Source organism: Nesterenkonia sp. NBAIMH1 (assembly GCF_007922635.1).
Classification (GTDB): Bacteria; Actinomycetota; Actinomycetes; order Actinomycetales; family Micrococcaceae; genus Nesterenkonia; species Nesterenkonia pannonica.
Window position 1 is genome coordinate 436,381 of sequence record NZ_CP042335.1, and the last position, 12,975, is coordinate 449,355.

The window sequence follows — 12,975 nt, forward strand, 5'->3', positions numbered from 1 at the left end:
CTCTGGCTGACGTGAGCGAAGAGAGCAGCTGGATCGACTCGACGATCGAGGGTCGTTACCGCATTCAGGACCGGATCGCCCGTGGAGGCATGTCCACGGTGTATCGGGCCCGCGACGAGCGCCTGAATCGTGACGTCGCGGTCAAGGTGCTCTTCCCGCACATGGCGGAGGATCGCAAGGTCGTCACCCGGTTCGAGAATGAGGCCCGCAACTCTGCCCGCCTGGCTCATCCGAACGTGGTGCAGGTCCTCGACCAGGGCCAAACCCGCGAAACGGCCTACATGGTCATGGAGTACGTGCCGGGTGTGACCCTCCGCACCCTTCTCAGGAAGGGGCCGATGACCCCCCGGCTCGCCCTGGCGTACGCCGAGGCGATCTTGGGCGGCCTCTCCGCCGCACACCGCGCCGGTCTCGTCCATCGCGACATCAAGCCCGAGAATGTCCTGGTCTCCACCGAGGGGCGCATCAAGCTCGCCGACTTCGGCCTGGCGCGCGCTGCGACGCACCACTCCGGAACATCGACGCTGATGGGCACGGTCGCCTACATCGCTCCGGAGCTTCTCTCGGGCGAGGGTGCGGACGAGCGTGCCGACATCTACGCGCTGGGGATCGTCCTGTACGAAATGCTCACCGGAGTGCAGCCCTACACCGGTGAGTCGGCCGTGCGCGTAGCCTTCCAGCACGTCAATTCGACAGTGCCAGCACCGTCCTCCCTCGTCCCCGGGCTGGCACCGGAGCTGGACGAGCTGGTGAGGGCTGCGACCCAGGCCGACCCCACGGAGCGCCCCACGCATGCCGACGACATGCTTAGGAGCCTCATCGCCGTGCAGGAGCAGCTCGCGGACGAGCAGCTGGACTTCAGGGGCGCACAGGAGCGGCGCTCGCGGCAGGAGCCTTCGGCGGCCCCGGCCGACCCGTCAACCGCAGCGATCCCCCTCACCGAGGACCACGCGAAGCACGACAGCTCCGATGAGCCTGAGGAGGCATCGGCCCCGCCCCCTCCCGAGGAGGAAGAGGAGGAGGACCGCACTCGCGTGATGGATGCGGTGGAGGACTTCCCCACCACAGTGGAGCCGAGCAGCTGGGATGAGGACGTCACGACGGCTCTGGGCACCGCACGATCGGCCCCGCCACGCCCACAGGCTCCGTCGAGCCTCGCCGAGGAGGAGCGTCAGACAGTGGCGCAGGTGCCTCTGCCCGGCCGCCTAGGCGTCAAGGAGGACGACACCGGAGTGCATGAGGAGGCCCCGTCGGCCAGCCCCGGATCGCACGCTTCGATCCGAGTCGGGGCCACGAAGAAGGAGCGCCAGCGCCCTGCCGTGCAGCTCGCGGCGCCGACCCCTGCACGCCAGGGAATGGCAGTCGCCCTGCTGATGATCATCCTGGCAGTTGTGATGCTGGTCGCCTACCAGCTGGGAATCAGTCCTTCGATCATCCCGTCGCTGGGCGGCGGCGAATAGCCTCCGCAGCATTCCATGTTCCCCATAGGAGAGCCTCGGGGCGGCTCCATATTGAGCGGGCCGCCCCGAGGGTTGGTGCCGGCGTCAGCCCCGGCTCATGTCCTTGAGCGACTCTGCAACCAGGAAGGCCAGCTCGAGAGACTGCTTATGGTTCAGCCGCGGGTCGACGAGCGACTCGTAGCGGTCGTTGAAGGCTGACTCATCGATGGGGTCTGAGCCGCCCACACACTCGGCCACATCGTCTCCGGTCATCTCCACGTGGACACCTCCGGGGTAGGTGCCTGCGGCCTTGTGCACCTCGAAGAACCCGCGGACCTCGTCCATGATGTCGTCGAAGCGGCGGGTCTTGTAGCCGTTGGCGGCGTTGATGTTGTTGCCGTGCATCGGGTCGGTCACCCACACGGGCCGGTGCCCGGCATCGCGCACGGCTTCGACCACCGGGGGCAGTCCGTCGCGGATCTTCGATGCGCCGAAGCGGGTGATGAGTGTGAGCCGGCCCGGCTCCCGGTTGGGGTCGAGCTTCTCGATCAGCTCCAACGCGGTCTCGGGGGTCGTCGAGGGGCCCAGCTTGATGCCGATGGGGTTCCGCACCCGGGAGAGGTAGTCCACGTGGGCCCCATCCAGCTCGCGGGTCCGCTCGCCGATCCAGATGAAGTGTCCGGAGGTGACGTACGGGGAGCCGGTGCGCGAATCGATGCGGGTCAGTGCGCGCTCGTAGTCCAGCAGGAGCCCTTCATGCCCGACATAGAATTCGGTGCGCTTCAGGGAGTCCGACGAGACCCCGGCAGCGTGCATGAACTTCACCGCCCGCTCCACCTCGCCCGCGAGCTGCTGGTACTGCGCGTGAGCGGGGTTGTCCATGAAGCCCTTGTTCCACTGCTGCACGGCGCGCAGGTCGGCGAACCCGCCCTCTGTGAAGGCGCGGATGAGGTTCAGCGTCGCCGCAGATTTGTTGTATGCCTGGAGCATCCGCTTGGGGTCGGGGATGCGGGCCGCTTCGGTGAACTCGTACTGGTTGACGATGTCGCCTCGGAAGGAGGGCAGGGTCACACCGTCTCGCGTCTCCTCGTCCGAGGAGCGAGGCTTGGCGTACTGGCCGGCCATGCGTCCCATCTTCACGACAGGCACTGAGGCCCCGTAGGTGAGCACCACGGCCATCTGGAGGATGGTCTTGATCTTCCCGGAGATGCGCTCGGCGGTGATCTCCTCGAAGACCTCTGCGCAGTCTCCGCCCTGGAGCAGGAACGCTTCCCCCTCCGCAACGGCCGCGAGGCGTCGGCGGAGGCGGTCCACCTCGCCGGCGAACACCAGCGGAGGGTTGTCCGAGAGCTGCTGGCACGCGGCCTCGAAGTCCGGGTGCGATTGCCATGCTGGCTGCTGGGAGAGCGGCAGAGAGCGCCACGTGTCCAGGCCGGGATACTCGGCCGCGCCGGTGTGGAGGATCTCTCCCGGAGCCGTGAGCGGCTCGGTGCTGCTGAATTCCTGGCTGGGGCTCTGGCGGGTCTCTGCTTCAGTCACTCAAATAGGTTAAGTGACGGGCGCGGCGACGCCGAATTGTCCATCCTGCATCCCACATCACGGACTCCCGTGCGCTTCGGGGGTCAGTCGTGGTGGCGCCTCTCCTGAATATTGGCGACGAACTTGTCACGTGCCTTCGCGGCGCGCTCCCGCGCGTGATGGGCGGCTTCGCGTGCCGCGGCGGCGCGTGAGTAGAGCGAGTCGACGACGCCATCGAAGTCCCTCATCACCTCCGGTCGACGTATCTTCAGCGAGGGGGTGAGATGCCCGGCGGAGATCGTGAAATCCTGCTCAAGAATGGTGAAGCTGCGGATGGACTCCGCCTGCGAGACCGATTCGTTGGCCTTGTCGATGACGGACTGCACGTGCTTGATCACTTCGGGGTGCTCGGTGAGCTCGACGATGGGCGTCTCAGGGTCGATGCCGTGGCGCTCGCACCACCCCGGGGCCATCTCTTCGTCCAAGGTCACCAGGGCTCCGATGAAGGGCTTGTCATCTCCGACCACCACAGCCTGGGAGATCAGCACGTCGGCCCGCATGCCGTCCTCAAGCTGGGCAGGAGAGACGTTCTTGCCGCCCTGCGTGATCAGTATGTCCTTCTTGCGCCCCGTGATGGTGAGGCGGCCGACCTCATCGAGTGCTCCCAGGTCACCGGTGCGGAACCAGCGGGTGCCGTCCTCGTCTGTCACGAATGACTCGGCGTTGGCGTCCTCGTTGTTGTAGTAGCCGCGGAACAGCGCCGTCCCGGAGGCCAGCACCTCACCGTCGTCTGCGATGCGGATCGAGTTCCCGGGCAGCGGAGTGCCCACCGTGCCGATGCGGTAGATCGAGGGGATGTTGCCGGTGACGGGCGCGGTGGTCTCGGTGAGTCCGTACCCTTCGATGATCTGGATGCCGATGCCGTTGAAGAAGTGGCCGGTGTGCGAGCCCAGCGGCGAGCCGCCGGAGAACGCGTGGGTGACATTGCCGCCCATGCGCGTGCGCAGCTTTGAGTACACGAGCTTGCTGAAGACTGCGTGCTTGGCTCGAAGCATCAGGGAGGGGCGGCCATTGGTGCTCGCGAGCGAGTAGTCGGCTGCGACGTCGACAGCTTTGAGGAAGATCGTTGCTTTGCCCTCGGCCTCAGCTTTGGCGTGCGCTGAGTTGTACACCTTCTCGAACACGCGCGGCACCCCGAGCAGGAAGGTCGGCCGGACGCTGCCGAGGTCCTCGACGAGGTGCTTGATGTTCGAGGTGTGAGCCACCTTGCCGCCCATCGCTACGAAGAGGACGGAGACCCAGCGCGCAAAGACGTGGGCGAGCGGGAGGAAGAGCACGGTCGAGGAGTCCTTGTTGAGCACTCCATCCATCGCTGCGATGGTCTGGGCGCAGTGAACGGTGAAATTGCCGTGCGTCAGCTCGCACCCCTTGGGACTGCCGGTGGTCCCGGAGGTGTAGATGAGAGTGGCGAGGTCAGTGCCGGATGCGGCGGTCCGGCGCTCTCCCAGTGAGGCTCCGTCGACTTTGACGCCCGCGGCGCGCAGGGTCTCCAGATCGCCGTTCTCGAACGTCAGAACGCCCATGAGGCTGAGCTCCTCCTGCTGCGCGGCCTCCTCCACCGCAGCCTTGAGCTCGTTGTTCTCGACGAGGGCGAGCTTGGCTCCGCAGTCCTTGAGGATCCAGCTGATCTGTGACGCGGCCGAGGTCTCATAGATCGGAACCGAGACCGCCCCTGCATACCAGACGGCGAAGTCGACCAGCGCCCATTCGTACCGGGTGGTCGACATGATGGCGACGCGGTCGCCGGGCTCGACGCCTGAGGCGATGAGGCCCTTAGCGACGCGGACGACGTCAGCTCGGAATTCCGCGGCGGTGATGTCACGCCACGTTCCGGTCCCGTCGTTGACGGTGTAGAGAACGTTGTGGGGATCGTTCTCAGCCTGCTGCTCGAGGAGATCGGTGATGTTGAGCTTAGGGTCTACGTCGACGAGCTCTGGCGTTGAGATCTCCTGCACGGCGTGCTCCTCCTTGGGTCGGTGTAAGCGTTGTTGGGGTCCTCGGCGGCGAGCAGCGTTCAGAGCTGCGCGCCGTTGCCGCTGCCGCTGCGCTTCGAGGGCATCTGCAGGAACAGGACGATCAGTCCTATGATGACGAGCGCAATGAGTCCAGGAACGATCCACGGCGCCAGCAGGGACGGCCAGTCGATCGGAATGAACGGCACGGAGACCAGGGCGATGATGCCGATGATGACCATGCCCCAGCCGAGGACGATGGCCGGCCTGGAGCTTGCCAGGGGGTTCTTCGGGTTGGGCGGGACGAAGTCGTCCTCGTCCTCAGCTGGGCCGAAGTTCCGGGGCCCCTTGGGCCGCCCGCTGTCGCCGAGGTTCTTGGGAACCGGGCGACCGGCAACGGGACGTCGTCCCGGGCCGTTGGAATCTGGTCGCTGAGTCATGACCCCAGCCTAGCGCCACCTTCCTCGGCAGATCATCATCGTTTCGTGGGAAGAGGCTCCGCCGCGGTCATTCGCGCGGCAGCCTGGCCCCAGCGCGCTGACTGCCGGAGGGAGCTTCGAGAAGGAGCAGCGAGGAGGACTCGGGCCTGAACTGGGTCATGGTCAGCATCCTGCGGGCGGTCGATCTTCGATGGTGCAGCGTCCCCAGCGTCACGCACGCCAGGACGAGAGTCAGGGTCAGAGTGATGATCGAGTAGGCCGTCAGCGGCGGAACGACGCTGGCGAACCAATCCCTGTGGGGGTCGAACTGCGCACCGGGCTCGGGGGCCGCCGCGTAGGGAATCTCCTCAGTCGGAACCATACTCTCCTCCTGGAACACCATGGGGGCGTTCGCCGGCGGACTGATGGACAGTGGGCCTCGCGAGCCGCGCGGCGGCATCTGGTCAGATCGGCAGTCCACGCCGAACCGGTGGGTGTGGTAGATCCGCACGTAGTCCGTTCCGGAGTCCGTGGTGAACCGGTGGACGACCGTGCCTGAACCGTGAAAGCCGTAGTTGGGACGAAGCAGGTTCTCACGATGGCCCGGGGAATCCATGTAGCCGGCAAAGAGCTCCTGCGCCACTCGTTCGGCATCGAGCACCTGGGGCGTGCTGCTTCCCGATCTGGACGTGTAGGCGACGTTCTCCCCGCCGGACAGGCAGCCGGCATTCTGCATGCCTGCACTGATGTGCGCCTCATCGTGCCAGATGTGCTGGACGTTCATCGTCAGGTATGACCATTCGGCCGCGCCTGCCTCAGACGCGCTCAGCGGCTCCCACTGCTGCAGAGCCTCCACGCCCCTCTGCGATCGCGCCTGGTTCACCAGCGAGACGAATGCTTGATCCACGTCGGACCAATGGTGGGCGGGCTCTGGGTGATCCGTCCGCGGCTCGCTGAGCCATAGGCCCGCAGAGGTGAGGGTCGCCAGGATCAGGGCGGTGATCAGCACACGTATGCCCGACTGATGCAGTCCCGCCACGCCCTGGTCCTACTTTCTTCACAGCGGGCGCTTCACCCTGACCTACGGATTCGCATCGTCATGATGAGGCCCGGCCCATCCGTACCATGGGCCGGACCTCATCATGGGGTTTGGGGGCGGAGGCGTGGGCCTCCGCATGGGGTCAGAGTTCGACGTCGAAGGTGTCGTCCGTGCCGGGGGCGGTTCCGTCGTCCTCGTCTGCCGGAGCTGTGCTGTCGAGCTGCGGCTCGTCTCCCTGGCCGGAGCCGACCCCTCCTCCGGCCTCGCGCAGAATCCATATGTATCCCTCCATGCGGGCGACGGTCTCGCCGAACAGAACGTCCGGCCCCTGAGCCGAGGCTCGCGGGGAGCCCGGTTCGCTTTCGCTGCCGCCGTCCTCCTCGTCCTCGGGCGCGGAGCCCTCATCGTCGGAGGGGTCCGCCTCGGCGTCGGGGTCCTCGGAGGCGGGAGGTTCGGTCTGCGGGGTCATGGGCAGGCTCAGCGGAAGGGGCGTGACGCTGAAGCTGGCAGGCTCGGCACCGTCCTGGTCGCTGTCGTCATCGACTCCGATGGGCGGCGCGTCCTCGTCGTCGTCACCGTATGCCTCGAACCGCAGGGAGGTCAGAGTCGTGTACCTGTCCCCGTCTGGACGAGGCGGACGAAGTGCCGGATTCCGGTGGCGCCGCCTGACACTTCGATGACGACCGGGACTGCCACGAGCTCGCGTCCGCTGAAGGGGTCGCCGACGCCCAGGCCTGCGCCGTCCTGGGGTCGCCCTCATCGCCGGCGTCCGCTTGGTCTGCAGGTGAAGGCGTCTCGGCACCGTCCGGCCCTGTGCCCTCACTGTCGGTGAGGTCTCCGAATTCCCCGCTGCCTTCGCCCTGCCACGGTGAGACGCCGAGATCGAAGACGACCTTCTCCCCGTCTCCATGACGCGGTATTCGACGCTCTGCTCATCGGCGATGAGGTCGAGGTCATCGATGTACCGCGCGTACTGGTTCTCTTCAGGGAATGCCTGAAGCTGGCGGGCGAACTGCTCGCGCCGTTCGGTCAGAGCCTCTGAGTCCTCGGCAAGCTGCTCCAGCTGCGACTGCAGAAGCGCGTTGTGCGCCTCGGCCGTCTCCCCGCTGCGATTCGGCAGCGGCAGCGTTTCTCGCTGGGGCATGATTCCGAAGAACAGTCCGGCGGTGACCACCAGTACGCCGATGAGAAGCGTGACCAGGAGGGTCACTCGAATCTTGGGGCTCATTCTGCGACCTCCGGGACGGTGAACAGTGACTCTTGAAGCTGGAGCTGCATGAGGACCTCGTAGCCTTCGCTTTCGTCGCCCTCCATCTGCACCACTGTGGCTTCGTCGAATCCGGGGACGTCCTCGAGTCCGCGAGTCCAGACGGCCAGTTCGGGGAGGTCCCCGGACAGGGCGGTGAATTCGATGTACCCCGCCCGCTCCCCTTCGACGTAGGGACCCTCGCGCTGGTCGTAGGGCTCCAGCGGGCTTGCTGAGTCGATGCTCAGCGCTTCGATGCGCACGTCCGACGGGATGCTGCGTCGCAGCTCGGCCATGATGTCGAACCAGCTGATGTGGGTGAATGTGGCGGCTTCGGCAGCTGAGCCGAGCGCCTCGACCGTGTCTGCGAGCTCGCGGGCCTCCTGGAACTGGGCCTGGGCGGCGGTGAGGTCGGTGGAGAGCTGCTCCGCTGCCTGCTGCTCGGCCTGGGCCTGGCGTGCGTCCTGCCACGCGATGAGGGTGAGCCCTGCCATGAGGGCGGCGACCGCCAGCACGGCGAAGCCGCCGGCGCTCTGTGCGGCACGGGTCCGCTTCGCGTCCTGAAGCTCGGGCGGCAGGAGGTCGACTGCGGGAGGAAGCCCCATAGGCAGGCTCTTCCTCTGCGCGATCGTCTGGTTGAGCCGGTCCTTGAATGTGCCGCGGCTGCTCTTCTTCTCCAGTCCGGCTGCTGAGAGATTGTTCAGCTGCTCTGCAGTGGTCTCAGGCCGCGACTGTGCGCCAGCGGCAGCGGAGCCGCGGGCGCGGTCCGGGCGAGCGGCCGAAGGCGCCTTGCCGTCGCGTTTCAGCGGCGGGAGCTTCTCCGCCTTGTCCGAGCGCCTGGCTGCGTGCTCGGCCTTTGCCGCCTGCGCTGCCTTGCGGGCGTCGCTCTTCGTCGCTCCTGGTGCTCGGCGTGGCTTCTTCGCGGACTGCGCAGCGAGCTTCTTGGCCCGCTCAGCAGCTTTTGCCTCCTCCTTGGCCTTCTTGGCCCGGGCTGCGGCTTGGCGCTTGCGCTCCTTCGGCGTCAGTGGGCGCTCATCGTCCTGCGGCGGCCGCAGCTTGTCCGCCATGCTCCGACCTCTGGGCGATTGGGGCCTCGGGGCACGTCGGGCCGGCTCATCCGCGGAGGAGCGTCCGGAGCCTCCTGCGGGCGGCGGGGGAAGCCGCCGTCCCCGCCTGCTGCTGAGGCGGGGGCGCTTCCTGTTGGAGCCCCGTCGCTCCTGGTCATAGGGCTCGAGCTCTTTGGCAGGGGCCCTTGGGGGCTGCGCTGGCGGGGGCTCCTGCGGCTGTGGGCTTGGAGACTCGAAGGTTCGGGCGGGCCCTGCGTCGGGCACTGTGTGCTCTTGGGGGCGCCGCGTCTCGTCCTGTGACATCGCCATGGCACGTTCCCACAGGTCGGAGCCGATGGTTCCTTCCTCAGCCGCCAGGCGCAGGGCGTCAGTGAGGTCTTGGGTGTTGGTGGCGTTGTCGTAGTAGTAGTCCTGGGAGGGCGGCGCCAGCGGCTCGTAGTCCGAGGGGCGGGGCTCCCTCGGTCTCGTCGCTGAGGGGCCTGTGCGGCGGCCCACAGGTCACGTCCGCGTTCGTCGAGGGGCTCGTCGATGTCGAAGGTCTCTTCTGGCCGGTTCGGGTCGGGGCTCATAGCCAGCTCTCTCCTCCCATCGCGAGGCCGATGGCTGCAGAGGGCGCTGCGATGCGCATCTCCTCTGCGCTGATGGTGTCGTGGAGGCCGAAGCCCCGGTCGGGTGGGCGATCTTTGTGATGTCGCCGAAGAGTCCGGCGAATCGCTCGAAGACGGCGGGCGAGTGCATATTTCGGCCTGACAGCAGAACTGTGTCGATCTTCTGTCCGGTGCTGTTGGCCCAGTAGCCGGCGGTGCCGTGGGCTGCTTTGGCGATCTGTTCGCTGGCTTCCCCATAGCCTCGTTGAAGCGCTGGGGTCCTGTGCGCGGGGTCGCGTGGCCAGCTCTGCCGTGAGCTCTTCGTGTCCGAGGCCGAGCACCTGCTCCATGTGGGCGGTGACGTCTTCGTCTCCGGCGGGAATGATGCGGACGAACCGCGGCACGCGGTTTGTGGCGATGAGCACTGTGGTGGATGAGGGCGCCTGGTAGATCAGGGCGATCGTACCGTTGGAGTATTCGCCCCAGAGGTGCACGCGAGACAGGGCGAAGGGAATGAGGTCAACACGGTGCGTGCGCAGCTTGGCGATGCGTATGGCGCGCACTGCTTCGTCGATGGCGTGCTTGGCGGCCGCGACGACGAGGCCGTTGACACGACCGGCGTCGTTGGGGTGGCGTTCGATGGGGTAGAAGTCGATGAGCGCATCTTCGGAGCGGAAGGGGAGTATCTCCTCGACGAGCGCGGGCAGCGCCTCTCGCACGCGGGAGGCGGGCTGGTCGTCGACGGTGAAGGGGCGCACGAGGACCCGTTGGTTTCCGACTCCGAGGGCCACTTTGTTGGTGCTGAAGCTCCCCTTTTCCCAGAGGCGCTTCAGGGCATCGCCGACGGTGTTCGGCTCCATGACCTCCCCATCTTCGACGGCGCCGGAGGGGAGGGCGATCCGCGCGAATCGCCTGACCTGGGGTCCTTTCTTGGGGTGGGTGGTCACTTCGACGCCGCGCACCGAGCTGGTGCCGAAGTCGATGCCGACTACACGTTCGGGTGCCTTGAGAGGGCTCATGGGGTGTCTTCCAGGGGGGTGAAGGGGGTCGGTGTGTGGGACGCCAGGCTGAACACGTCGAGGTACCACCCGGTGAGCGCGCCGCCGCAGAGGATTCCGAGTGCCGCGCCCGCAAGCATTGACGGACCGAAGGGGATTCTGGTTCTGCGTCCCTCGCCGGTGGCTGCGGCGCGGACCAGGCCGAAGACTGTTCCGATGGCGAATGCTGCGATGGCTCCGGCGGCGAGTGCGCCCCAGCTGTGCCAGGCGAGGAAGAGGCCGAGGCCTGGAGCGAGCTTCACGTCGCCTGCACCCATTCCGCGCGGGGCGATGAGCCAGAGGCATAGGTAGAGGAGGAACAGGAGGAGTGCGCCGAGCGCCGCGCGGCCGAGCTGCCCCCATTGGCCGAGCAGACCTGCGGCGAGCGTGAATGAGGCCGCCCCTGTGATGAGGAGGCCGAGGGTGAGGGCGTTGGGAAGCCTGTGGGTGTCGAGGTCGATCAGGGCGAGCGCCATGCCGATGCCGATGAGTGCCAGGTGGGCAAGGAGCACGATGGTGTGGCCTGACCCGGCGAGCACGTCGCCCTGTGCGAGATATTGGGCCGCAGGCACGCCCAGCTGCCAGGCAAAGAGGCCGAAGAGGGCTGCGGTGAGCAGCTCCACGAGCAGGTATCGGAAGGGTATGGGGTGGTAGCAGTCGTGGCAGCGTCCCATGAGCAGCAGCCACGAGAGGATCGGAATGTTGTGCCAGGCACGGATTCTGTGGCCGCAGGCGGGGCATGCGGAGCGGGGCGCGACGACGGATTCGCTGCGCGGCAGCCGGTAGGCCACGACGTTGACGAACGATCCGATGGCGCCGCCGAGGAGGCCCACGGTCAGAAGCATCGGCATCATGAACCGCCGACTACGTCGCGGTAGTACACGGGGCCTGATTCGAGGTCGAGGTAGGGCTCAGTGTGGAGCCTGTCTCTGCTGTCCAGGTCCATGGGCAGTCCGGGGAGGAGGTCGTAGTTCATGGCCATCGGGCGCTGGGTGTAGCGGCTTTCGGTGCCGTTGGTGTCGGCGCCTTCGTACCGGCCGGCGTAGATCTGACCGGAGAAGTCGTTGTTGCTGCCGATGGTCACGCTGCAGGGCGAATACAGCATCATGGGTGTATTCGTGGCGGTGTTGACGTTTTGGTTGAGCCGAAAGCTTCCACCGCTGCATGTGGGCTGGTTGTTGCCGCCGGTGTCGGTCCGATGGCGAACAGCTGGTAGCTGCCGCCGCCTCGTGAGCTGATGTTGACTCGGTTCATGTCCAGCTTGTCGGTGAGGAAGACGACGTGGTTGCGGAGCTGGAGGTTGTAGGGGCGGGATGTGAACCAGCTCGAGGTGCCTGCCAGCTGGATGCCGTTGGCGCAGCCGCGGGCGTCGATGACCACGCGGCTGTTGGTGCTGAGGGCGTCTTCGACGGCATTTCCGGTGTTGCTGCACTGGCTGCCGCTGAACACGACAGATTGGTATCCGAGGCTTTCGAAGTCGGAGACGCTGGGGTTGAAGGAGTTCCATTCCATGACGCCGGGAGGGTGACGTCCACGCTGCTGCGCGGGTCGAGCTCTCGTGTGCTCCCCACTTGGCCGCGACGCTGCAGACCGCACAGCTGACCGGTGAGGCTGGTGTCTTCTCGAGCTCTCCAGCCGGTGCCTGTGGTACATCCGCCGGCGGTGGAGAGTGGCGTCCTGGGGAATGGAGAACCGGCCCTTGATGCTGGCATCCGATCCGACGGTGTTGGAGTGCGGCTGCGGTCCTTCGGGGGACGTATGGTCTGGTCGTGCACGCGCACGTTGCCTTCGACGACACCGGCGGTGAAGCTGAGGCGGCCAGTGACGAGCACGTCTCCTCCGACGGAGGTGGCCCGGCTGCCGTTGCGCTCGATGACCAGGTTTCCTCCGGTCTCGACGTCTCCATTGACACGGCATCCGTCACGCAGCGCGACGCTCTGGTTGCTTTCGACGATGAGGCTTCCGGGGATGGTGGCGCCGTTGCACTGGACGGGGCGGGTGATGGACCGCTCTCGGATGATGAGATCGCCCTTGCTGCTGGAGTGGGGCTGCATGTTGATGTTGAAGCCTGCTGCCCGCACGGCGTACATCGCGACGTTGCCGAGGCGTTCCTCCGGGGTCTCGGGCGCGATCCATTCGTAGACGGCTTCGGCGGTCTGCTCGTCGCCCGAGGCGTCTCGCATGCCTTCGGCTGCGGCTTCGCCGGTGGCACGCAGGTGCACCCAGCCGTCGACGTCGTCAGGGCAGCTCAGGGGTGTGCTGTCCCAGTCCACGTCCTGGGGGTCTTCGGCGGCGCTGAATCGGATCTCTGCGGTGAACTGGGGGTCGTCGTTGGTGAGGGTGGTGCTGGTGCATCCCTGGTCGACGTGGCTGGTGGCCGTCTCGACGCCTGCATCAGCGGCGGAGGACGATTGGACGGAGGCTCGTGTGGCACTGGTGGTGCTCACGGAGTTGGAGATGAGGACGAGGAAGGTCAGCCCGAGCGCTGAGATGATGACGATGGTGACGATCACGGGGACGAGGCTGGAGCCGCTGTCGACGGCTCGCAGCCGTCGGATGCGGGCGTTCAGCTGCTCCAGCATGTGTTGCTCTCCTCGCTCTGGTATCGGGG

At 66.7% G+C, this 12,975-nt stretch carries 11 protein-coding genes; 1 reads left to right on the forward strand and 10 read right to left on the reverse strand.

Annotated elements, in window-relative coordinates; genetic code table 11:
* The first annotated feature begins 11 nt into the window (after positions 1–11).
* Positions 12–1,460, forward strand: a complete 1,449-nt coding sequence (locus FS388_RS02030) for a protein kinase (RefSeq protein ID WP_146339218.1) — start codon at positions 12–14, stop codon at positions 1,458–1,460.
* A gap of 84 nt (positions 1,461–1,544) precedes the next feature.
* Here FS388_RS02030 and FS388_RS02035 read toward each other — a convergent pair whose 3' ends face one another.
* The 10 genes from FS388_RS02035 to FS388_RS02080 form a co-directional block, all read right to left on the reverse strand.
* Positions 1,545–2,978: a class II 3-deoxy-7-phosphoheptulonate synthase gene (locus FS388_RS02035; protein WP_371708532.1), complete on the reverse strand. Its 1,434-nt coding sequence runs from the start codon at positions 2,976–2,978 to the stop codon at positions 1,545–1,547.
* Between the two features lie 83 nt (positions 2,979–3,061).
* Entirely contained in the window at positions 3,062–4,972 is a 1,911-nt protein-coding gene (locus FS388_RS02040; protein WP_146339220.1) for a long-chain fatty acid--CoA ligase, read from the reverse strand.
* Positions 4,973–5,031: 59 nt separating this feature from the next.
* Positions 5,032–5,409, reverse strand: a complete 378-nt coding sequence (locus FS388_RS02045) for a DUF2207 domain-containing protein (protein ID WP_146339222.1) — start codon at positions 5,407–5,409, stop codon at positions 5,032–5,034.
* A 67-nt stretch (positions 5,410–5,476) separates the two neighbouring features.
* Positions 5,477–6,427, reverse strand: coding sequence for a CAP domain-containing protein (locus tag FS388_RS02050; protein WP_146339224.1), 951 nt, complete (start codon positions 6,425–6,427; stop codon positions 5,477–5,479).
* A gap of 142 nt (positions 6,428–6,569) precedes the next feature.
* Positions 6,570–7,655 (reverse strand): hypothetical protein, encoded by a 1,086-nt coding sequence (locus tag FS388_RS02055; protein WP_146339226.1) that lies wholly within the window; start codon positions 7,653–7,655, stop codon positions 6,570–6,572.
* Positions 7,652–9,235: a hypothetical protein gene (locus FS388_RS02060; protein WP_146339228.1), complete on the reverse strand. Its 1,584-nt coding sequence runs from the start codon at positions 9,233–9,235 to the stop codon at positions 7,652–7,654. The genes FS388_RS02055 and FS388_RS02060 overlap by 4 nt, the downstream gene beginning before the upstream one ends.
* Before the next feature lie 70 nt (positions 9,236–9,305).
* On the reverse strand, positions 9,306–10,346 hold the full coding sequence (gene pilM / locus FS388_RS02065) for a type IV pilus biogenesis protein PilM (RefSeq protein ID WP_146339230.1): 1,041 nt from the start codon (positions 10,344–10,346) through the stop codon (positions 9,306–9,308).
* Positions 10,343–11,218 carry an A24 family peptidase gene (locus FS388_RS02070; protein ID WP_146339232.1) on the reverse strand — a complete coding sequence of 292 codons (876 nt, stop codon included), beginning with the start codon at positions 11,216–11,218 and terminating at the stop codon, positions 10,343–10,345. The genes pilM and FS388_RS02070 overlap by 4 nt, the downstream gene beginning before the upstream one ends.
* Positions 11,215–11,472 (reverse strand): hypothetical protein, encoded by a 258-nt coding sequence (locus FS388_RS02075; RefSeq protein ID WP_146339234.1) that lies wholly within the window; start codon positions 11,470–11,472, stop codon positions 11,215–11,217. The genes FS388_RS02070 and FS388_RS02075 overlap by 4 nt, the downstream gene beginning before the upstream one ends.
* Before the next feature lie 142 nt (positions 11,473–11,614).
* Positions 11,615–12,946: a polymer-forming cytoskeletal protein gene (locus FS388_RS02080; RefSeq protein WP_146339236.1), complete on the reverse strand. Its 1,332-nt coding sequence runs from the start codon at positions 12,944–12,946 to the stop codon at positions 11,615–11,617.
* Positions 12,947–12,975 lie beyond the last annotated feature (29 nt).

Coding starts and splice junctions, on each gene's coding strand:
- FS388_RS02055 (WP_146339226.1), bottom strand. CDS start 7,655: ATGAGCCCCAAGATTCGAGTGACCCTCCTGGTCACGCTTCTCATCGGC.
- FS388_RS02045 (WP_146339222.1), bottom strand. CDS start 5,409: ATGACTCAGCGACCAGATTCCAACGGCCCGGGACGACGTCCCGTTGCC.
- FS388_RS02080 (WP_146339236.1), bottom strand. CDS start 12,946: ATGCTGGAGCAGCTGAACGCCCGCATCCGACGGCTGCGAGCCGTCGAC.
- FS388_RS02075 (WP_146339234.1), bottom strand. CDS start 11,472: ATGATGCTGTATTCGCCCTGCAGCGTGACCATCGGCAGCAACAACGAC.
- pilM (WP_146339230.1), bottom strand. CDS start 10,346: ATGAGCCCTCTCAAGGCACCCGAACGTGTAGTCGGCATCGACTTCGGC.
- FS388_RS02070 (WP_146339232.1), bottom strand. CDS start 11,218: ATGATGCCGATGCTTCTGACCGTGGGCCTCCTCGGCGGCGCCATCGGA.